The sequence below is a fragment of the Segatella copri DSM 18205 genome (assembly GCF_025151535.1).
GTDB classification, from domain to species: domain Bacteria; phylum Bacteroidota; class Bacteroidia; order Bacteroidales; family Bacteroidaceae; genus Prevotella; species Prevotella copri.
The window spans coordinates 1,258,090-1,279,610 of the sequence record NZ_CP102288.1; the positions used below are offsets into that span (position 1 = coordinate 1,258,090).

Annotated in this window: 18 protein-coding genes; 4 read left to right on the forward strand and 14 right to left on the reverse strand. The window is 47.5% G+C overall.

Features of this window, described 5'->3' with window-relative positions; translation table 11 throughout:
* Window positions 1-5 precede the first annotated feature (5 nt).
* The 6 genes from NQ544_RS05245 to galE all read right to left on the reverse strand — a co-directional run bounded on the left by NQ544_RS05245 (window position 6) and on the right by galE (window position 4,609).
* On the reverse strand, window positions 6-455 hold the full coding sequence (locus NQ544_RS05245; protein ID WP_006849008.1) for a hypothetical protein: 450 nt from the start codon (window positions 453-455) through the stop codon (window positions 6-8).
* Window positions 456-505: 50 nt separating this feature from the next.
* A complete protein-coding gene (locus tag NQ544_RS05250; protein WP_040553691.1) occupies window positions 506-895 on the reverse strand; it encodes a hypothetical protein in 390 nt (129 codons plus the stop codon).
* Window positions 896-952: 57 nt separating this feature from the next.
* Window positions 953-1,495: an RNA polymerase sigma factor gene (locus NQ544_RS05255; RefSeq protein WP_006849006.1), complete on the reverse strand. Its 543-nt coding sequence runs from the start codon at window positions 1,493-1,495 to the stop codon at window positions 953-955.
* Between the two features lie 20 nt (window positions 1,496-1,515).
* The gene (locus tag NQ544_RS05260; RefSeq protein WP_006849005.1) at window positions 1,516-2,871 is read right to left on the reverse strand and encodes a L,D-transpeptidase family protein; all 1,356 of its coding nucleotides are present in this window, start codon (window positions 2,869-2,871) and stop codon (window positions 1,516-1,518) included.
* Between the two features lie 219 nt (window positions 2,872-3,090).
* Window positions 3,091-3,372, reverse strand: coding sequence for a T9SS type A sorting domain-containing protein (locus NQ544_RS05265; protein ID WP_022121842.1), 282 nt, complete (start codon window positions 3,370-3,372; stop codon window positions 3,091-3,093).
* 199 nt (window positions 3,373-3,571) lie between these two features.
* On the reverse strand, window positions 3,572-4,609 hold the full coding sequence (galE, locus tag NQ544_RS05270) for a UDP-glucose 4-epimerase GalE (protein WP_006849003.1): 1,038 nt from the start codon (window positions 4,607-4,609) through the stop codon (window positions 3,572-3,574).
* A gap of 179 nt (window positions 4,610-4,788) precedes the next feature.
* Here galE and NQ544_RS05275 point away from each other — a divergent pair, with 179 nt between their 5' ends.
* From NQ544_RS05275 to NQ544_RS05285, 3 genes are all read left to right on the forward strand, one after another.
* Window positions 4,789-6,777, forward strand: coding sequence for a fructose-bisphosphatase class III (locus NQ544_RS05275; protein WP_040553707.1), 1,989 nt, complete (start codon window positions 4,789-4,791; stop codon window positions 6,775-6,777).
* Between the two features lie 105 nt (window positions 6,778-6,882).
* Window positions 6,883-7,323, forward strand: coding sequence for an ISAon1 family transposase N-terminal region protein (locus tag NQ544_RS05280; protein WP_006848975.1), 441 nt, complete (start codon window positions 6,883-6,885; stop codon window positions 7,321-7,323).
* Entirely contained in the window at window positions 7,301-8,350 is a 1,050-nt protein-coding gene (locus NQ544_RS05285) for a transposase (protein ID WP_228023590.1), read from the forward strand. The genes NQ544_RS05280 and NQ544_RS05285 overlap by 23 nt, the downstream gene beginning before the upstream one ends.
* 305 nt (window positions 8,351-8,655) lie before the next feature.
* On the opposite strand, the gene NQ544_RS05290 is transcribed toward NQ544_RS05285, so the two are convergent.
* The 8 genes from NQ544_RS05290 to NQ544_RS05325 all read right to left on the reverse strand — a co-directional run bounded on the left by NQ544_RS05290 (window position 8,656) and on the right by NQ544_RS05325 (window position 16,627).
* Window positions 8,656-9,114: a lipocalin-like domain-containing protein gene (locus NQ544_RS05290; protein ID WP_006848999.1), complete on the reverse strand. Its 459-nt coding sequence runs from the start codon at window positions 9,112-9,114 to the stop codon at window positions 8,656-8,658.
* Window positions 9,115-9,134: 20 nt separating this feature from the next.
* Window positions 9,135-10,715, reverse strand: coding sequence for a capsule assembly Wzi family protein (locus NQ544_RS05295; protein WP_006848998.1), 1,581 nt, complete (start codon window positions 10,713-10,715; stop codon window positions 9,135-9,137).
* Window positions 10,716-10,853: 138 nt separating this feature from the next.
* On the reverse strand, window positions 10,854-12,128 hold the full coding sequence (nqrF, locus tag NQ544_RS05300) for an NADH:ubiquinone reductase (Na(+)-transporting) subunit F (protein ID WP_006848997.1): 1,275 nt from the start codon (window positions 12,126-12,128) through the stop codon (window positions 10,854-10,856).
* A gap of 18 nt (window positions 12,129-12,146) precedes the next feature.
* Entirely contained in the window at window positions 12,147-12,770 is a 624-nt protein-coding gene (gene nqrE, locus NQ544_RS05305; RefSeq protein WP_006848996.1) for an NADH:ubiquinone reductase (Na(+)-transporting) subunit E, read from the reverse strand.
* A 1-nt stretch (window position 12,771) separates the two neighbouring features.
* Entirely contained in the window at window positions 12,772-13,398 is a 627-nt protein-coding gene (locus NQ544_RS05310; protein ID WP_006848995.1) for an NADH:ubiquinone reductase (Na(+)-transporting) subunit D, read from the reverse strand.
* 12 nt (window positions 13,399-13,410) lie between these two features.
* Window positions 13,411-14,013 (reverse strand): FMN-binding protein, encoded by a 603-nt coding sequence (locus tag NQ544_RS05315; RefSeq protein ID WP_006848994.1) that lies wholly within the window; start codon window positions 14,011-14,013, stop codon window positions 13,411-13,413.
* Between the two features lie 18 nt (window positions 14,014-14,031).
* Complete coding sequence (locus tag NQ544_RS05320; RefSeq protein ID WP_040553690.1) at window positions 14,032-15,189, reverse strand: NADH:ubiquinone reductase (Na(+)-transporting) subunit B; 1,158 nt, start codon at window positions 15,187-15,189, stop codon at window positions 14,032-14,034.
* Window positions 15,190-15,271: 82 nt separating this feature from the next.
* Window positions 15,272-16,627: a Na(+)-translocating NADH-quinone reductase subunit A gene (locus NQ544_RS05325; RefSeq protein WP_006848992.1), complete on the reverse strand. Its 1,356-nt coding sequence runs from the start codon at window positions 16,625-16,627 to the stop codon at window positions 15,272-15,274.
* A gap of 640 nt (window positions 16,628-17,267) precedes the next feature.
* Between NQ544_RS05325 and NQ544_RS05330 the strand changes: the two genes are divergently transcribed.
* Complete coding sequence (locus tag NQ544_RS05330; RefSeq protein ID WP_006849119.1) at window positions 17,268-21,467, forward strand: translocation/assembly module TamB domain-containing protein; 4,200 nt, start codon at window positions 17,268-17,270, stop codon at window positions 21,465-21,467.
* The last annotated feature ends 54 nt before the right edge of the window (window positions 21,468-21,521 follow it).

Sequence of the window (21,521 nt, forward strand, 5' to 3'; positions counted from 1 at the left end):
GAGATTTATTTCTTCATCCGTCTGAATGCCTGCCGATGGAACCGTTCCTCTGCCTTGATGACACTGAACACCTTATTAGGTGGCAAGATGGTCATAAATCTAGAATGATACTCTTGCTGCAACTCTTTCAACTGAATATCCAACTCATCCTGTCTTCTGATAGCTTCGGCACATGCCTCATTATCATTCGGATTCACATGACGGAATCGGCGCATTTCATCGAATATCATACGCATTTTCTTACCCATCTGTCTATATACCGGGAAGAATTTAGCAGCTTCTCTCGGCGTAAGACAGGCATTAGTCGTAATAAACTGTTCTAATTCTGCCTGAAACCTTTTAGGATCAAATCCATTATGATGTTTTCTACCCTGAGGCTGTGAAGCAAGTGAAACCAGGCTAATCATCAGCATAGCTAACAGCGCAAGAAACCTATGTTGCATTATCTTTCTCATACCTTATCTTTTTTTTATCTTTATCTGTAGACAAAAAGAAATACCAACCATTAATTTTCTGCAATCAGCGATGCATAGATAGTTTCATTATCCATCATCGTATAATCAGCCATCTCATTAAAAGTAGCATCTTCATTATTATTCACAGCAGCTTTCTGAACCATATGGTCCACATGTGCCATAGCAGGCTTACTGCTTCCCGTATATTTCAGCGCCAGTACCGAACCACCTCCCATCACAGCCAAAACAGCAACAGCCGCCGCAATCTTTCGAATCGGCATACGCTGCCATAAGCTAGGCTGCATGTGAATGATGCGGGGTTCCTGCTCCGGCAAATTTGCCATCACCCTATCCGTCAGCTGGTCGAAATAACCAGCCGGCACCTGGAAATGGTTTTTCTTACCAAAACGGCTATTCAATATATTGTCTTCTTTTAACATATTCCTCATTCCTTTCTTTTATACTTTATTAGATAGACGAAAACTAACCGAAAAGGTTTAATCCTTACGATTGAAAAAATCGGTTATTTTTTTCACAGCAAGATGATAGGATGCCTTCAAAGCTCCTTCACTTGTTGACAGCACCTTACTCATCTCTGAATATTTCATATTATCATAATATTTTAGAGTGAAAACTGTGCGCTGAACATCGGGCAGTTGGGCTACAGCCTCTTGCAATTCTGCCTGAATCTGGTCTCCATCAAAATAATCGTCTGCCAGAAGACGAGAAGCCAAGCCCGGCTCGTCTTCGGTACTGACATTTACCATCTGCTTCTTGCGTCTCAAGAAATCAAGCGCTTCGTTAATTGCTATACGGTAAAGCCATGTTGAGAGCGAAGACTTTCCCTGAAACGAATCCAGATTGGTCCAAGCCTTAACAAAGGCATTCTGCAACACATCATCAGCATCATCATGATCTAAAACAATATGGCGAACCTTCCAATACAACGGCTCGCTATACTGACTTACCAGTACAGCAAAGCCTTCGCGTTGGGTCTTAGGATCCCTAATCATCGCCAAGAGTTCTTTATCGTTTATCATTGCTTCTACAAATGTGTTGTTTATAGATATTTTCTCAACATATCGAATATTATCGCATCAAATCCATACACATCAGAATAATCAGCTATTCTGCCTCCTGCCAACGGATAGAGTGTATAATAGGTTATGAAGAGAGGAACTTGAGGATTAACCTTTACGTTATTCACAACAAGTTTTTTATTGGCTAGCGAATCTGCTGTCATCGAATAGTATATCTTTTCCTTCAGTTTCTCGTTTTTGTCAGCCAATAGAAAGACAGCGAAATCGTACGGTTTTTCTATTCTGATACATCCATGCGATACTCCTCTATCCTCTTGTCCAAACACGCCCTTACTGTTAGTATCATGCAGGAAGACCGAGAAATTATTATCAAAACGGAAGATGATTCTTCCCAGAGCATTCCCCTTTCCGCCCCGCTGGGCGATGCCATAAGCACCAGAAATAAGCATAGATCGAGTTACTCTGTCTAAGTCAACCTCCTTACCTGTTGCCACTTCCCTTACATAGTAGTTACGCGCGCGAAAATAGCCATGATTCCCCACGCGGTGTATCATATCATGGAGAACGATACTACGGGGAACAAACCATTGAGGATTCAACTCCATACGTTTGATATGACTGTTCAATATCGGGGTTTTGGTTTTACTGGCTCCACATCCTATGCGCATCGAGAGCGTATCCTGATGATCAATAGCCAACAGATGGAACGATGGTATATTGACAACCACATATTTTTCGTGTTGCCAGGGATTATCATACTGTCTCCAGCGGCAACGTTCCATGTTGCAGAGAATTTTGATTCTCATCGCCTTGCCCAGTCCTCCAGCCTTCAATTTCTCCAGCAGTTGATAATAGAAAGGATTCTTAGGCTGTACTTCTTTCAGGAAGGAAGCCACCGAGTCGCATCTAACCATTTGCATAGCCTTCTGATAGAACGCATCATCTGCATGAGCCATTTTTACATCAAACAGACCTCTGAACCTAACGGGTCTCTTGCTACTATCATAAGGATTGGGAGCAAGAGTATCTAAACGATTGAAAACAAAACTAGGATTCATAAACCCAAAGTTCTGCCCCATCGTATATCTGAAGTAAGCTTTGGTCAAGCGATACTCCAGTCGGGCTATCACTTGATTTATCTGATTATCAGCTGAATCTAGATTTAAATCTCGTAACCTGTCAATATCTCGGGCAATAGCATCCACATAGAACCGACGTTTATCAAATCCCATATCCGCTACGGAACGCAGGCAAGTCACCAGGGAGTCAGCCTGACTATTTACCCCATGACGTGTAATCCAAAGCAGACTACCTTTATTCAGGTAATATCGACGGGTATGCAAATCAGCAGCATGTCGGTCTTTATCATTTCGCATGATACTATCCAACAGATTTCTTATCACCTTTGAATTAATAGCATAAGCCGAAGAACGAGAGTTTTTGAACTCATCTAACGATAACTGAAAATTGCTGTTTGGTACTTTGTCGTGGCAAGAACAGAATATCAAACAGCAAAAAATGATAAGTAACGAAGTATGAAAGAGCTTCACTTTCTGATTAAAGTTAAACGGCATTCTTAGGCCTCTATAGTACTATTAATGCTTTACGCAAATTTTGCGCGTAAAGGTATTCCCCACCTTTACAATATAGATACCATCAGCCAATGGCAAGTTTACGCGCTTGTCATTACCTTCTATGCGGAAGGTCTTGATAGTAACCCCTGCCACATTATATATTCTCACCACTTGCCCGCTAGCGCCGGTGATATGCATCACGCCCCCAGCATAGTTCAAGTTGATATCTGCCACATCAAGGTCTGCCCATTCTATGTTTCCCTCGTTGGCCATAGCATCCGAAGGAACAGAAAGTGCTAACATTGCAATTGTTAATATTGAAAGTAAAGTCCGTTTCATATATTTTCAAGTTTCGTTAAACCAATAGTTCTTTCTGCAAAGATATATAAAAAAAAGGAAACTTACCGTCTTCCCGACGATAAGTTTCCCAAAAATTAGCTTTTTTAACCTTTCAGAGGAAAAAAGAAGCCAATTCACATTATTTTCTAAAACAACCAACACTTTACATGATGCCATCAGCGCGAAGTTTCTGCTGCCATTTCCAAGCAGAAGCCAACACATCTTCAAGCTTAGCCTCAGCCTTCCAGCCGAGTACCTTGTTCGCCTTGGTGCAATCACCCCAAATTTTCTCAATATCGCCCTCTCTTCGTGGACCATACTTCCAATTCAGTTTCACACCTGTAGCTTTTTCAAAAGTCTCAACAATTTCGAGAGTTGAGTTTCCATTACCTGTACCGATATTGAAATATTCGATAGGCTCAGTCTCCTTATCAAGAACACGTGCCATAGCAGCTACATGTGCCTTAGCCAAGTCTACAACATAAATATAGTCGCGGATACAGGTTCCATCAGGAGTATCATAATCATTACCAAAGATAGTGAGTTCCTTGCGGATACCCATAGCTGTCTGAGTAACGTATGGAATCAGATTGTTTGGCACACCATTTGGCAACTCACCAATCTCAGCAGAAGGATGTGCACCTATAGGATTGAAATATCTCAATACAATGCTCTTGATAGCTGCACCACTATGGATATAATCAGCTATGATCTGCTCATTAATCTCCTTAGTATTGCCATAAGGTGAAGTAGCCTTCTGATGAGGAGCCTCTTCTGTTACAGGCAAATTCTCAGGCTTCGGCTGACCATAAACGGTACAAGAAGAAGAGAAGATGATACCCTTTACCTGATACTTTGGCATAAGTTCCAGGAGATTGATGAGCGATACGATATTGTTGCGATAATACAACAATGGTTTCTGTACGCTCTCGCCTACTGCCTTGCTTGCAGCAAAGTGAATGATACCCTTAATATCAGGATATTTCTGGAATACTGCCTCGGTAGCAGCCTTGTCGCGCAAGTCAACCTGTTCAAAAGCAGGGCGGATACCAGTAATCTTTTCGATACCATCGAGTACTTCAATCTTTGAGTTTGAGAGATCATCTACGATAACAACATTGTAGCCTGCCTGCTGCAACTCTACTGTAGTATGGCTACCTATGAAGCCTGTACCACCTGTAACAAGAATAGTTTGTTTCATAATCAAATATAGTTAGTTTGAAGAATTATTATATTTCTTCTGCAAAAGTACTGCAAAAATCTGAAAAAACAGAAAGATTTTTCAAAAAAATACTTTTTTCCTTTGTTTTATCTATTATTTATACTATCTTTGCAAAAGATAATAAATAGTAAAAAGGCTCTAAGAAAATGGAAAAAAACATGAAACATTATAATATAGAACAAGACATGAGATATTTGCAGTTGCTCTCTCAGTCGTTCCCTACTATAGCAGAGGCGAGCACCGAGATTATCAACCTGCAAGCCATCCTCAACCTGCCAAAGGGTACCGAGCATTTCCTTGCCGACATTCATGGTGAGTATGAGGCCTTCCTGCATGTACTGAAAAATGCATCAGGAAATATCAAGCGTAAGGTGAACGAACTCTTTGGCAATACCCTTCGCGAACAGGAGAAGCGAGAACTCTGCTCTCTTATTTACTATCCTGAGCAGAAACTGGAACTCGTCAAGCAGAACGAACCTGACATCAACGACTGGTATCACATCACCCTGCACCAGTTGGTAGCTGTATGCCGTGATGTTTCCAGCAAATATACCCGAAGCAAGGTGCGCAAATCGCTGCCATGCGATTTCTCGTATATTATCCAGGAGCTTTTGCACGAGCACACCGAAGATCATGACAAGACAGCCTATGTCAATGTTATTGTTGATACGATTATCAGCACAGGCAGAGCCGATGATTTCATCATCGCTATAGCCAACGTCATCCAGCGCCTGGCTATCGACCAGCTCCATATTCTGGGCGATATCTACGATAGAGGTCCAGGAGCCCACATCATCTTGGACAAGATGCGCCGCTACCACAGTTGGGACATCCAGTGGGGTAATCACGATGTACTATGGATGGGAGCAGCTGCCGGCAATGATGCCTGCATCTGTAATGTGATACGTCTCTCCCTACGATACGCCAACCTCTCGACATTGGAAGAAGGCTATGGCATCAACCTCGTACCACTCGCTACTTTTGCGATGGAAACCTACAAGGAGGATGATTGCAAAGAATTTCTGCCTAAGCTCAGCGGAGGTGCAGCAGCAATGGATGAAAAGACTCAGCGGCTCACCTCTCAGATGCACAAGGCTATAGCTGTCATCCAGTTTAAATTAGAGAGCCAGCTTTTCAAGAAGCATCCGGAATGGAAGATGAAAGACCGTTGTCTTTTTGACCATATCGATTACAGGAAAGGCAAGGTAGAGATTGACGGAAAAGAGTATGACATGACCTCATGCCACTTCCCTACCATCAATCCGGACAATCCGGACAAACTATCTGAAGAAGAGGAAATTCTGATTCAGAAACTGCATCATTCGTTTATGGTCTGCGAGAAGCTGCACAAGCATATCAAGGTTATGCTGCAGCATGGTTGCATGTACGCTATCTTCAACAACAACCTGCTTTTCCATGCTTCCTGCCCGCTCAACGAAGATGGTTCATTAAAAGAGGTAGAAATATATCCTGGCAAGAAATTCAGCGGCAGAGCCCTGATGCATCATACGGGCATGCAGATACGCACAGCTTTCCAATCAGATTCTGATCAGAATGAAAAGGAATATGCCATCGATTATTTCATCTACCTATGGTGCGGTCCTGACAGTCCGCTCTTCGACAAGAGTAAGATGGCCACCTTCGAGCGCTATTTCATTACCGATAAGGAGACTCATAAAGAAGAGAAGGGATACTACTTCCTGTTGCGCGATAACGAACAGGTTATCGACCATATTATGGATGAGTTTGGGGTAACCGGTCCTAACCGCCATATCATCAATGGGCACGTGCCCGTTCGCACAACCAAGGGCGAGAACCCTATCAAGGCAAACGGCAAGCTGATGGTTATCGATGGAGGTTTCTCTAAAGCCTACCACAACGAGACTGGCATTGCCGGCTACACCTTAGTATATCACTCCCGCGGATTTCAGCTGGTCCAGCACGAGCCATTTACGAGTATGGAAGATGCCATCAAGCAAGGTACCGACATCAAGAGTACCACACAGATTGTAGAAATGTCGAACCGCCGAATGCTGGTAGCCGACACAGATATAGGTTGCGAACTCCGTAAGCAGATAGAAGACCTGAAGGAGCTTCTCTATGCTTACCGACATGGTTTCATCAAGGAATCAGAAAGGAAGAAGTAAAAGGGCTCAGGTGCGGAAGTCCGTGGATAGCCCAGCAGACATGTAAACCAAAAGATTATCATCGCACGGTACATGTTTTCCAATAAAAAGTAGTACCTTTGCATCATGGCAAAGAAGACTACCCAATTTGACTACGAGATACTCGTACGCTACATGCTTCCAAAAGGGATGCTTGACACCTTTGAAGTTACCAATGTCGATGAAGAGTGCACTGGTCTATACGATGAGACGAATACGGAAATCCGCATTCTTCATATCTATCTTGACGAACGTGACCTGCGCGATGATATGTGGCATGATTTGAAGCCGAATGGCTTTACTGAGCCCCGGGTGTTCAATGACTTCCCTGTGCGTGAGCACAAGGTTGCCCTTCATGTGCGCCGTCGCAGATGGCTTACGGAGGATGGGAAGAACCAACTGTTAGATACTCCTGCACTTATTGCAGACGGCACCAGCTACTCAATTGAGTTCGCTGCTTTTTTAAAAGAAATGGTTGGATACCTACCCAGTGACGGCCCAATGCGTGGCGCGATTCTTCCAGACTGACGGTAAGTACCTGAACCGTGTCTACAAGGAGCACCTGAGTGACTTTGAAGACTGGGACCAGAAGGATCATGCCGCAGAGTGGGTGCTCTTCGCCCAGAATATGGGCACGCACCTAAGCATAGATGAGAGTATGCTGCACAATGACCTCTTTACATTCCTCTCCAACAAGGAAGGCCATGGTAAGCGTGGTACGCTCATCGCAGCTGTCAAGGGGACTACCATTGCAGAAGTGGCAATGCGACTCATGGCTATACCGGAAGAGAAACGTCTTGCAGTGAAGGAAGTCACGATGGATTTCTCCGACAGCATGATGGGCATCATCAAGCAGGTATTCCCCAATGCGGAGATTGTCATAGACTGCTTTCATATCATGCAGCTTGCAGGCAAAGGTCTTGAGGAGATGCGCATGAAACTCAAGCGTGCTGCCGTCACGGAGAGGAATATGCAGGAAAGCAAGTTCAAGAAACTTGTGCAGGCAAGACGCAAGGCGAGGGCATACTATGCGAAGAACCACAAACCAAAGAAGAGCAAGAACGGCAAAACCCTTGGAAGGCCGCGAAAGCGCAAGAATGAGAAGTTTCAGCCAGAGATACTTGCCAATGGTGAGACTAAGGTGGAACTGTTGACTCATGTACGCTACCCTCTGCTCAAGAGCGGCAATGACTGGACGGACTGGCAGAAGAAAGGCATGAAGATTCTCTTCGAACTGGATAACCGAATCAAGACCGGCTATGGTTTGGTCTGCGCATTGAGAAACATCTTCAAGAAGAAGCAGAGCCGCAAGAAGGCCAAGAAGGCATTACATGCGTGGTACAAGAATATAGGCAGAAGCCACATCAGAGAGCTAATCGCAGTACGTGACACTATAAAGGAGAAGGAGGAGTATGTATTGAATTACTTCAACAATCGTTCAACCAATGCTTCTGCAGAATCTCTCAACTCAAAGATGAAGGGATTTCGGGCGCAGGTGAGAGGAGTAGCAGACTTGACTTTCTTCATGTACCGTATGATGATGATCTTCGGTTAACATGCCTGCTGGGCTATCCACGGACTTCCGCACCTGAGCCAGTAAAAGAGGGTGTGTCATAAGTCCTGATTATGGCAGCCGAGGACGGGCTGAAAGCCCAAAAGCTCCTAGCCCAGGGCAGCGCCCTGGGTAATGTTGGTAAAAACGAAGTCGCCCTGAAAGGGCAAAAGCTTTGAAATTGAAAGCTTTTGCCCTTTCAGGGCGACTTTTTTGTATTTGTTCTAAAACCCAGGGCGCTGCCCTGGGCTAGGTGCTTCTGCCCTTTCAGGGCGTATTGGATGTAACTTATGACACACCCTTTTTTTTCAGAATTTTCTGAACCGCAATCTCAGGGTTTTACTCTTCAGTTGCATCTTGCCTCCGGTCAATACCTCCTTGGCAAAATGCTCATTCAGATGATTGATGCCGCAGCTACGCAAAGAATCATTCATTTCTGTTAAAAGTACATCGCCTCCATAATCTTCATGCCATTTATTACGATAAACAGATGTAATCAGCAAACTGTCGGAGGTTTGCTCAAAACGCAGATAAAATCCTCTACCAGCCTCGAAGCAATCATAATCAGCAACCTGAATCAGCTTATACTGGCAGCCCCAGAACACGCGCTTATCTGCAAAGTTACAAGTACCCCCTGTAGCTAAAGTATCTACCTGCTCCAGATGCCAGAAACCATCCAAATCACCATTCTGGCTTGTTTCTACCTCACATGAGCTTAGAGTGAGCATCATAACAGCAAGGGAAAGCACCCCTATTATCTTTTTCATATTTTCTATCTTATCGATTATTATTTTCTTTTCGTCAGCAAACCTCTTTTGCTGATGGTTATCTGCATACCGGCATTATGCCCCAGCATCTTTTCGCTACCGAAATCCATCGCATAACCTGCCTTCAACTGCCACTGATGCGGGAAATCGTAATGACCCTCTACCAGAAAACTTACATTATGATGCTTTTGTGTAAACGGGTTGCTATATGTACCCCAACCTTTCTGATAGGTGCCTAATATACGATAGCCCAACCGCTGTGTAGGCTGACCATCAAAACCCAGATGATAAGCTATGAAACGGTTGTTTCTGATATCAATATATCCGTCGTTATTATAAATAGGCGAACGGTAGAGTGGATTTCCTATCACCTGGCCCCAATGCTGCCATCCAGGATAGATGCTGTGGTTATAATAATCATCAGTACCCGCTATATGGTCTGCGATACCCGATGTACGGTCATGATTGTACGGACCACTCTGATATTTGGTATAGAGATACTCCAGCACCACATTTTTCAGCCAGCGCGAATACTTCAGATTCAGTTCGAAGCCTAGCATAATGTCCTTCAGCGAATACATGAAGAAACGGCGTTTTACTTTCTTATTCCAGTCTGCGCCCTCACCATATCCATTATAGTCGAGGAGAAACATCTGGCTGTGATCTTCGAAATAATGATCGGCATAGATGGCAGCTTTCCAACTGTCAGTGTCATAATTGATACGCATCAGCCAACTGCCCAACTGGTTGCCGGCAACATTGGCATAAGCCCCTTCACCTGCATCAGAGCCCGTTGCCGACAGCGCATGCCAGAAGCCTTTCAGATTTTTCTCGGTAGGAATCTGTACCATACTGTCACCTATTGGACGATATGCATTGCCACCAAACTGAGCAACCATTTCCAAGCCCATTTCTATGCTGAGCGGAAAGAAAGCATTCTCGTTTCCGATACGCAGAAAACCTGCTTTGCTGTGATAGAGCATGTGGTCACAATATTTAGTCTGCCGTTTCGTAAAATCATGCTGCCAGCCATCATCCGTAGTCATACCATAAGCCAGATGACCTTTCAGTTGCAGCCAGCCTCTACCAAACGGAAGCGTCCAATATTCAGGAAGCGCCAGACGAACCTGAGGTATCGGACGAGCATTGATACCCAGACACTGGCTACCACTGGAGAGCGACTGGTTTTTTAGCTCCATCGGATATTCCTTGGCACCTGCAGTCAGCACACCATAAAGCCAGCGGGCCTCCACATAAGCCTGCTGCACCACTACATGGCTGGTATAGTTTACCGGTACCGCCACATCTACTCCATATCCTACAGCCCAGCGGCGGGCAGAATCTGCAGAAAGCGGACGAACCAGACTACCTCTGAGATAGCCGTTATTCTTCTCTAAAGAACTTAATCCATGTTTGTTTGCGTTAAGCCACAATGGGGTTTTACCTTTCGAAAACGACCCTTGCATCTCAACACCATATTGTATATCTTCCCGAAGATCTATCTTCTCCGTGCCATCCTCCTCTTGCCACATATACTGTGCCATAGATGGGGCTGCCAGACTGCAAAGGGCAAAACATACACCTACCTTTATCTTATTCATAATTAAATCTATACTTTCAAGATAAAAACGTAATTATCTCTATTATATTGTATATATTCAGAAAAATAAAAAAAAGAGCAACACTTGCCTCTCATTTTTTTTGAGAACAAGCATTGCTCTTTTGATTGAATTATCGTTTTATCCGAAGTTATCGTACATGATACTCTCAGGATCTACTCCGAGAGAATCCAGATAATCTGTTACTGTCTTGATCAGCATTGGAGGTCCGCAGAGATAGTACTCGCAATCCTCTGGTGCCTCATGATCCTTCAAGTAGGTATCACGGATGCAGTTAACAGCAAATCCCTCGTAGTACTTCACGCCCTGAGCATCTGCCACAGGGTCCTTGCGGTCCAATGAAAGATGGAAGTGGAAGTTAGGGAATTCCTTCTCAAGCTCCCAGAAGTCCTCAAGGAAGAATGCCTCACCCAATGCACGCGCTCCGTAGAAGAAGTGAAGCTCACGGTCGGTAGTGTGCAAAGTCTTGGTCATGTGCATAATCTGCGCACGCAATGGAGCCATACCGGCACCACCACCAATCCAGATCATCTCCTTGCCAGAAGTGAAGTTAGGATGGAAGTCACCGTAAGGACCACTCATCATTACCTTGTCGCCTGGCTTCAATGAGAAGATGTAAGAAGAAGCGATACCTGTTGGTACGTTCTGGAATCCTACCTGTGGACGTGGCAAGAATGGAGTTGTGGCGATACGTACGGTCAGGGTGATGATGTCACCCTCGTCAGGATAGTTCGCCATAGAGTAAGCACGAACGGTAGGCTCTGGATTGTGAGCCTTGAGAGAGAAGATGTTGAATTTCTTCCATGCTCCGATGTACTCCTCGCCAATGAGATCCTTGTCGAAGTCCTTGTCGTAATCGATGCTGTCGTATGCAGGAATCTTGATCTGAGCGTAAGAACCCGGAACGAAGTCCATGTGCTCGCCTGGAGGCAATGCCACCTTGAACTCCTTGATGAATGATGAAACGTTCTTGTTGGAGATAACCTCGCACTCCCACTCTTTCACGCCCATCACACTCTCAGGCACCTTGATCTTCAGGTTGCCCTTCACCTTGCACTGGCATCCCAGACGCCAGTGGTCCTTAATCTGCTTGCGGGTGAAGTGAGGCTTCTCAGAATCGAGAATCTCGCCGCCGCCCTCGAGCACCTGAACCTTACACTGGCCGCAGCTTGCCTTACCGCCGCAGGCAGAAGGCAGGAAGATGCCGTTCTCATTCAGCGTAGTCATCAAACTGCTGCCCTGAGGCACGTTGATGGTCTTGTCGCCATTGATTTCGATATTTACATTACCGCTAGGGCTCAGATACTTCTTAGCCACGAGCAGGATGATAACCAGCAGGAGAATCACCACGAGGAAAACTCCGATACTAGCCAATATAAATGATGTATTACCCATATCTATAGTCCTCCTATTTTAGATTTTCAAGCCTGAGAAGCAAAGCATAGCCATTGCCATGAGGCCTACTGTGATAAATGTGATGCCGAGTCCCTGCAATGGCTTTGGCACGTCGCAATACTGCATCTTCTCGCGGATGGCTCCCATCAGCACGATGGCGAGAGTCCAACCCAATCCGGAACCTACGGCATAAACGATGCTATCCCATACTGAGGTGATAGCCTGAGTATTGGTAGGCTCCATCAGGATGCGCTGCTGCATGAAGAGCGATGCACCCATGATGGCACAGTTTACGGCAATCAATGGCAGGAAGATACCCAGCGCTGCATAGAGCGATGGTGAGAACTTCTCTACAATCATCTCTACCAGCTGCACGATACCGGCGATGACGGCGATGAAGAGGATGAAGCTCAGGTAAGTGAGGTCAACACCCAGGATTCCATCGGCGCTGAGCACCTTGGTCTGCAACAGGTAATCTACAGGCACGGTGATGAGCAACACGAAGGTTACTGCCAAGCCCAGGCCCAAAGAGGTCTTCACGTTCTTGGATACTGCCAAGTATGAACACATACCCAGGAAGTAGGCGAAGATCATGTTATCGACGAAAATCGAACGGAAAAACAAACTTATTGCGTGCTCCATCTTACTTCTCCTCCTTATAAATATAGGCACGATGTACCCAGATTACACATCCAACGAGAATCAATGCCATGGCTGGCATGGTCATCATACCGTTGTTAACATATCCGAAGTTGTAAGCTCCCTCTGGAATCAGCTGGAAACCGAGCAAAGAGCCGCGGCCCAGGAACTCACGAACAGCACCCACAATCACGAGGATGAGGGCGTAACCCAAACCATTACCTACACCATCGAGAAATGAAGGCCAAGGCTTGTTCATCATGGCGAACGCCTCCAAGCGACCCATCAGGATACAGTTGGTGATGATCAGACCCACGTACACAGAGAGCTGCACGCTCACGTCGTAGGCGAAAGCCTTCAGCACCTGGCTCACGATGGTAACCAGGGCAGCAACTACCACCAGCTGGACGATGATACGGATGCGCTGAGGGATGGTGTTGCGGATGATGGAAATAATCACGTTAGAGAATGCCGTGATGATAGTAACGGCAAGTCCCATCACAATGGCTGGCTTCAGCTGGGAAGTAACAGCCAGGGCACTACAGATACCAAGCACCTGAACGAGGATAGGGTTGTCGCCGTTCAGTGGCTTGATGAATGCCTCCTTATTTTGTTTACTAAATAATGCCATAATTTCGCTTAATTATTTAATGAATTTAGCAAGACCTTCCTTGAGCATGGCATCCACACCGTCGGATGTCAATGTAGCACCGGTAACGGCATCCACATTGTTAGGGTCGCCGGCAGGAGCGTCTTTCTCAACGCCCAGAGCGATGCCCTCTACTCCATCCTTGTGAATCTTCTTGCCCTGGAATTTCTGCTGCCACTTCAGGTTGTCCTTGATTTCAGCACCGAGTCCGGCTGTCTCGCCTTCGTGGTTGAAATATACGCCATAGATGGTGTTGTTGTCGGCATCCACGGCAATGAAGCCTGAAATGCCGCCCCAGAGACCCATACCCTTTACAGAGTAAACGGTCTTCTTCTGACCATCAATCTCGCACTCGTAATACTTCATGCCGTCTTTCTCCTTCTCGTCCTTCACCACCTCTTTATATTTGGCAGCCGCAGTAGCGTTGTCAAGGCCGCGCAGGTTCAGGGAGTTGAGAATCTGCTTCTGAGTATCAAGTGCCACGTTGGCATCCTGTGTTGCCTTCAGCGAAGAAGACACGAACGCGAGCAGGAATGCCACGATTACCACGATGATAACCGAATAGATAATAGTATAGCTATTTGAATTTGTCTTCATATCTACATTCCTCCTACATTATTTAATAGCACGTTTAGCACGGCGAGAGATGTTGCCCTGAACTACACAGTAGTCGATGAGTGGAGCAAACATGTTGCCGAAGAAGATAGCGAGCATCATACCCTCTGGATAACCTGGGTTCATCACACGTACGACAACGGCGATGGCACCGATGAAGAATCCGTAGAAGTACTTACCCTTCTCTGTACGGGCAGAGGTTACAGGGTCGGTAGCCATGAATACGGCTCCGAAGCAGAAACCACCGAGAACGATGTGCTCATACCAGGCGATAGGTGTCATGCCGAGAGCCTGGAAGATAAGCGCCATCACGATGCCGCCTGCGAATACGCTGCCCATGGTCTTCCATGATGCGATGCCTGTCCAGAGAAGGATGATGGCACCGATGGCGATGGCGATGACTGAAGTCTCACCGATACAGCCAGGAATGAAACCGATGATAGAATCGCAGAGACTAGCTGAAGGCATGCTGCCCTGAGCCAGCTGACCGAGAGGAGTAGCAGCTGTGAAGCCATCAGGCAGGGTGTTACCCAGACCGAAGATAGCATCCTTAGCCACCCAGACCTTATCACCACTCATAGCCAGTGGATATGAGAAGAAGAGGAACATACGGGCACCCACAGCCACATTGAAGATGTTCATACCTGTGCCACCGAAGATTTCCTTGCAGAAGATGACTGCGAAGGCGCACGCCAGAGCGAGCATCCACAGCGGTGTAGAGATAGGAATGATCAATGGGATGATGATACCGCTGACGAGGTAACCCTCCTGGATTTCCTCGTGCTTCCACTGAGCCCAGGCAAACTCGATGCCGAGACCCACGATGTAGCTTACCAGCAACTTAGGGAGGACAGCCAGGAATCCGAAGCCGAAGACCTCGATGAAGCTGGCAGTATCCAGTGTACCTGCAGCCTTGAAATTCTGGTATCCCACATTATACATACCGAAGAGCAAAGCAGGAATCAGGGCGATTACCACAAAGCTCATGATGCGCTTCGAGTCGATGGAATCGTGGATGCTGGCTCCGCTCTTCGCTGTAGTATTAGGCACGTACAGGAAGCTCTCAAAACCGTCAAACACGCTCTCGAAAGCATGCAGCTTACCTCCCTTCTGGAAGTTAGGCTTTATCTTATTGAGATAATTTCTTAATGCACTCATTATTATAATCATTAATAGTTAAGAGTTTATAGGGCTTTAGCAGCATTGCTATCAACTATAAACTGTCAACTGTAAACTAAAACTAAGCGTTCTCCTTGCGCAGGGTATCCAAGCCCTCGCGTACAATCTTCTGCAATTCGAGCTTAGATGAATCCACGAACTCAGCCACAGCAAAATCTTCAGGACTTACCTCGTAGATACCGAGCTGCTCCTGCTTGTCGATATCGCCGGCGATGATTGCCTTGATGAGATACTCACCATAGATGTCCATCGGGAGCACCTTGTCATACTCGCCGCTCATGATCATGTGGCGCTCGCCACCCTTCACGCGGGCATCGAGATTATACTCCTTCTTCTTGCCGAAGAGCCAGGAGAGATAGGAACGCGATGTAGAGAACTGATCGGTACGTGGAAGAATCCAACCCAGCATCTCGTCGTTGTCATCACCCTCTGGGATGGCTGTAATCTCTGATGTATGACCACCTACGAAATCGGCAGTGGTCGTCTTTACACCGGTAAGAGGATTGCCATTGATAAGTCGCACATGGTCAGTAGCTTTCAGCTGATTGGCTACAAAACTGCTTAAAGGTGTACCTACCAATACTTCAGCATAGCCAGGAGTCTTGATTTCACTACCAGCCACAGCTACAGTCTTGTGCAAATCAACCTTACCTGTCAGGAAGAGTCTTCCGAAGAAGATAACCGATGCTGGATCTACAGTCCAAACCACCTCGCCCTTGTTTACCGGGTCGATGTTGTTCACCTGTACGCCTACATTACCTGCCGGGCAAGGACCGTCGAATACATTGAGTTCTACGTTCTTAGCCTCGCCGAGCGCATTGCTGTGCTGGTCAACGCCAACACCAAGATAAGTTTTCGCAATCTTGCTCAAGGCTGTCAAACCAGTCTGGAAAGCCTCTTCGTTGCCTTCGAGTTCTACCTCAAAGTCGGCTGCGAGCGGCATGTCGCGGAGGGCAGAAACGAAAATTGCCTTAGGCTTGGTGTCGGGAGTTGTGGACACAGCATAAGGCAACTGGTTGATGTATCCGAAGAGACCAGCCTCAAGCAGCGCCTGCTTGACAGCCTCACCGTCTAACGCATCAACGTTTTTCTTACCAAAATCCGTAGAGGTCTGTACTGCGTCGGCCTTCACCTTCACGCAAAGCACCTTTCGGCGCTCACCTCTCTCAATGGCGGTTACTTCTCCGCTCACTGGCGAGGCAAACTTCACCTCCGGGCAAGCCTTGTTCACAAACAAGGCATCTCCGGCATTGACATGATCGCCCTCGCGTACCACTACCTTAGGAGTCACACCCACGAAAGCCGCAGGAACCAGCGCATACTCGCCAGCCTGAGCCACCTGGAGCGTTACATCCTTGGAAGCCTTACCCGTAAGGTTAATGTCCAAGCCTTTACGTAACTTAATCACATTTGCCATAACTACATTAAAAAATATTAAATATAAACTTACTAATCACTTCAAGATATATGCGTCAGCGCCCTCATCAAGACGCTATACTGGCCATCTGCCATAAAACATATATTTTACTGAACTTTCTCAAGTAAGCTCCATACGCCCTGAAAGGGCAAAAGCTCCTAGCCCAGGGCATCGCCCTGGGTAATTACGGACGCAAACCTGTCGCCCTGTAAGGGCAAAAGCTTTAAAATACCGGGCAATTAACAAAGCTTTTGCCCTTACAGGGCGCCTTGCTGATTGCTATTATACCCAGGGCGATGCCCTGGGCTAGGAGCTTCTGCCCTTTCAGGGCGTACTGCTTCTAAGCTTTTGGGCCTTTCAGCCCGTACTTAAACCACATGCGAAAGTTCAGTATTTTATCTACTTCTATGCTGAAACTTCTAACGTGCTGCAAAAATAGTGAAAAAAAGTGATATAAAAAAGAAAAATTGTGTGAATTATTCGATTTTATGCCGATTTTTCCGTAATTTTGTCGCAAAATTCAAATTAGTAACATTTTTGTAAACTAGAGAAAGCAACTCTGAAACATTTAAAACATATCATCAATAGCATTATATGGACGCTGGCTGCTGTCTATTTCTTGCTTGTCGTACTGTTGCACGTGCCACCAGTACAGGCCTTCATCGGCTCTGAAGTAGCCGGTGCGCTGGCCCAGAAATTCGGCACTCAGGTAAGTATCGGAAAGGTGAACCTGGGCTTCTTCAACCGCATTATCATAGATGACGTGATGATGCTCGACCAGAAGGGCGACAGCATGATCTGTGCTTCGCGCGTGTCGGCAAAACTCGATTTCCTGCCTTTGAAGGATGGCAAGATTTCGGTTTCATCTGCCCAGCTCTTCGGTCTCAACGCCAACATCTACAAGCAGGATGCCAAGAGCCCGATGAACATCCAGTTCGTGCTCGATTCGCTGGCTTCGAAAGATACCACCCGCCATACTCCGCTCGACCTGCACATCGGAAGCCTGATTATCCGGCATGGTGCCGTTGCCTACAACCAGCGCGATATTGCACCTAAGCCGGGCGTCTTTTCGCCGCAGCATCTGGGCATCACCGACCTCTCTGCCCACATTATTCTGGGCCATCTCACCGACAAGGATATCCATCTGGCTGTCAAGAAGATAGCGCTGAAAGATAAATCAGGACTTCAACTCAGGAATCTGAGATTCAAACTCGATGCCGACCAGCAGCAAGCCCTGCTCAGAGACTTCAGCATCGAGCTCCCTCATTCGCAATTGCAGTTTGATGACCTGCGCGCTACCTACCGCATCGAGAACAAGCATATCGTAAAGCCTACACTCCAGTTTCAGGGCGGCATCAAGCCATCCGTCATCACGCTTGCCGATATTGCCTGCTTCGTGCCTGAACTCCGCAAGTTCAAGGATGCCCTGCAGCTTCATCTCCAGTTTTCGGGCACCAGTACATCTGCCCGCATCCATAACCTCGAATTCAAGACTCAGAGCGGCAGTCTGCTGCTCAGGGCTAACGGCCGTGTGAGCGATTGGGACCGCCTTCTGCGCTGGAAGGCAAACATCTCAGCCCTCAAGATATCAGGCGATGGCATCGGAGAGGTTTCCAGGAATCTGGGCAAACGCATCAGCATTCCGAAAGAAGTGCTGCGCCTGGGCGACATATATTATATAGGTGAAGTATATGGTGCTGGCAAGAAGGCAGGCACCCGCGGCCAGCTGAAGACCGGCGTGGGCGAAGTAGCCATCAAGGCCGAAAAGGCTGGCTCCGAGCTCAAGGCTAGCATCAACACCCAGGGCATCAACCTGGGCCGAATCCTCGACAACGGGCAGTTCGGCATTCTGGCAGCATCGCTTTCGGCTCACGGCAACAAGCAGCATTTCTATGCCAAGGGCAGCATTCCGCGCTTCGATTTCAACAAGTACAGCTACCGCAACATTCAGATAGACGGCAGCTATAACCGGGGATTGCTCGAGGGACTCGCATCCATCGACGACCCTAACGCCAACATCCGGGTAGAAGGCTCCTACTCCATCCCGCGCAAGCAGTATGCAGCTACTGCCCATGTACAGCATCTGCTGCCATCCATCCTGGGACTGAAGGTAGCCGACAAGACCTACAGTCTCGATGGCATCACCGTAAGCGCCAAGAACCAGGGCAAGGACAGCTATTTCGACCTCGAAGCCCCGTTCGCCAGCATCCATGTTGACGGAGAGTACGATTACGCTACCCTCACCAAGAGCTTCACCAACCTGATAGCCAGCAAACTGCCTACCCTTCCGGGCATCGGCAAGGTAGACAGGAGTGCGAAGAACCATTTCACCTTCCAGGCAGAAATCACCTCTACCGAGATACTGCAGCGCATGCTGGGCATTCCGCTGCAGATAGAGCAGCCCGTCATTGCCGATGGATTCGTGAACGATGCCGAGAAAACCGTCAACATCTATGCCAGCGTGGCTGACTTCAGCTATGGCGCAAAAAACTATCATGGAGCCAAAGTGCGACTGCATACCATCAACGATTCGCTCAAGGTAGATGCGCAGATCAGGCAGGGCAAATGGGGAGATAACGGACCGGGCATCCACGTAAAGGCAGCCGCTGCCGACAACCAGCTCTTCGCCAAGCTCTTCTACAACAACCATTCGGCCAAGCTCCCTATCCAGGGTATCATCGATACGAGGGCGCAGTTCTTCAAGAACGAAAATCATGTTTCTACCGCCCACGTAACCATACACCCGTCTGAAATCAGAATCGACGGCACGCCGTGGGAGGTTCATCCTGCCGACATCATCTACAGCAAGAACCGCCTGCTGGTAGACCATTTCGCCGTGAGCCACGACCAGCAGCACGTCATCGTTTCCGGTCTTGCTACACCCGAGAAGACCGATTCTATCGTAGCCGACCTGAAGGATGTGGATGTGGCATACGTGCTGAACCTCATCAATTTCCATTCGGTAGATTTCACCGGCAAGGCTTCGGGCAAGGCTATCATCAAGAGCCTCTTCAACGACCCTGATGCCTACGCCCAGCTAGACGTGAAGGAGTTTACCTTCGAAAACGGACCGCTCGGTGTGCTCCATGCTGGTGTCAACTTCAACAAGGAGCTCGAACAGATTGACATTCATGCAGTTGCCGACGATGGTCCGGAGCATCAGACGCTCATCAACGGATACGTCTCGCCTAAGCGCAACTATATCGACCTGGGTATCGATGCCCAGGGCACCAGCATGAAATTCCTCGAGAATTTCTGCGGCAGTTTCATGAACCAGGTAGAAGCCTGGGGCGATGGGCATCTCAATGTGGTAGGCGATTTGAAAAACATCAATCTCGTAGGCGACCTTACCGCTCACGGCAAGGTGCACCTCAAGCAGCTCAACACCGATTATACCTTCGATGCGCTCCGTGCCCACGCTATCCCAGATGATATCCTCATAGAGAATGATACCATCTTCGACCGCAACAGCAACATAGCCATCCTGAGCGGAGGCATCCACCACAAGCACCTCACCAGGCTGAGCTACGACCTCGATATCAAGGCGCACAACTTCCTGGGCTTCGATACCCGCGAGTTTGGCGACAACACCTTCTATGGCACCATCTATGCCACGGGCGAGGTAGGCATCCACGGCAAGAGCGGCGAAACCGTCATCGATATCAACGCCGAGCCCGAACCGGGCAGCATCTTTGTATATAATGTGGCAAGTCCGGACGCCATCAGCGACAAGAGCTTTATCCACTGGCACGAGATTGTGCCGGATATCATGGACAGCCTGAACGGGGCTCCAACCACGAAACAGAGAGAGGATGACATCGATTTCGAATCGGATATGCGCATCAACTTCCTCGTAAACACCAACCAGAACCTCACGCTCAAGCTGATTATGGACGAGCAGTCGGGCGATTACATCACCCTGAACGGAGATGGCGTAATTCGCGCCAACTACTTCAACAAGGGCTCGTTCGACATGTTTGGCAACTATGTGGTAGACCACGGCACCTACAAGCTCACCATCCAGAATCTCATCAAGAAGGAGTTCGAGTTTATGCCGGGCGGCACCATCGCCTTCGGTGGCAACCCATACAACGCCCCACTCAATCTGCGGGCTAAATATACCGTAAACGGAGTGCCGCTGAGCGACCTGCGCATAGGCCGTTCGTTCTCGGGCAACAACATCCGCGTAGACTGCCTGATGGACATCACCGGCACGCCTCAATCGCCTAAGGTAGATTTCTCTATGGACCTGCCTACGGTTAACAGCGATGCGAAGCAGATGATCTACTCTATCATCAATTCGCAGGAAGAGATGAACCAGCAGGTGCTCTATCTCTTGGGCATCGGCCGGTTCTACGCCCAGACCAACAACAACCAGGTGAGCGAGGATGGTGAACAGCAGAGTCAGACTTCGCTGGCGATGCAGAGCCTGCTGAGCGGCACCATCTCGCAGCAGCTGAACACCGTACTTTCCAACGTGGTGAAGAGCAACAACTGGAATTTCGGTGCCAACATATCTACGGGCGATGAAGGTTTCAACAATGCCGAATATGAGGGCATTCTGAGTGGCAAGCTGCTCAACAACCGGTTACTCTTCAATGGCCAGTTCGGTTATCGCGACAATCCGAATGCCACGCAGAGTTTCATCGGTGATTTTGACCTCCGCTACCTCATCTTCCCTAACGGCAACCTCGCCATACACATGTACAATCAGACCAACGACCGCTATTTTACGCGCAACAGTCTGAACACGCAGGGTCTCGGTCTCATCATGAAGAAAGACTTCAACGGCCTCCGCGATTTCTTCGGCATCAAAAAGAAGAAGAAGAAAAAGAAATAAAAAGACAAAAAAGAGGGTGTGTCATAACCAGATGACTCACCCTCTTTTTATTCT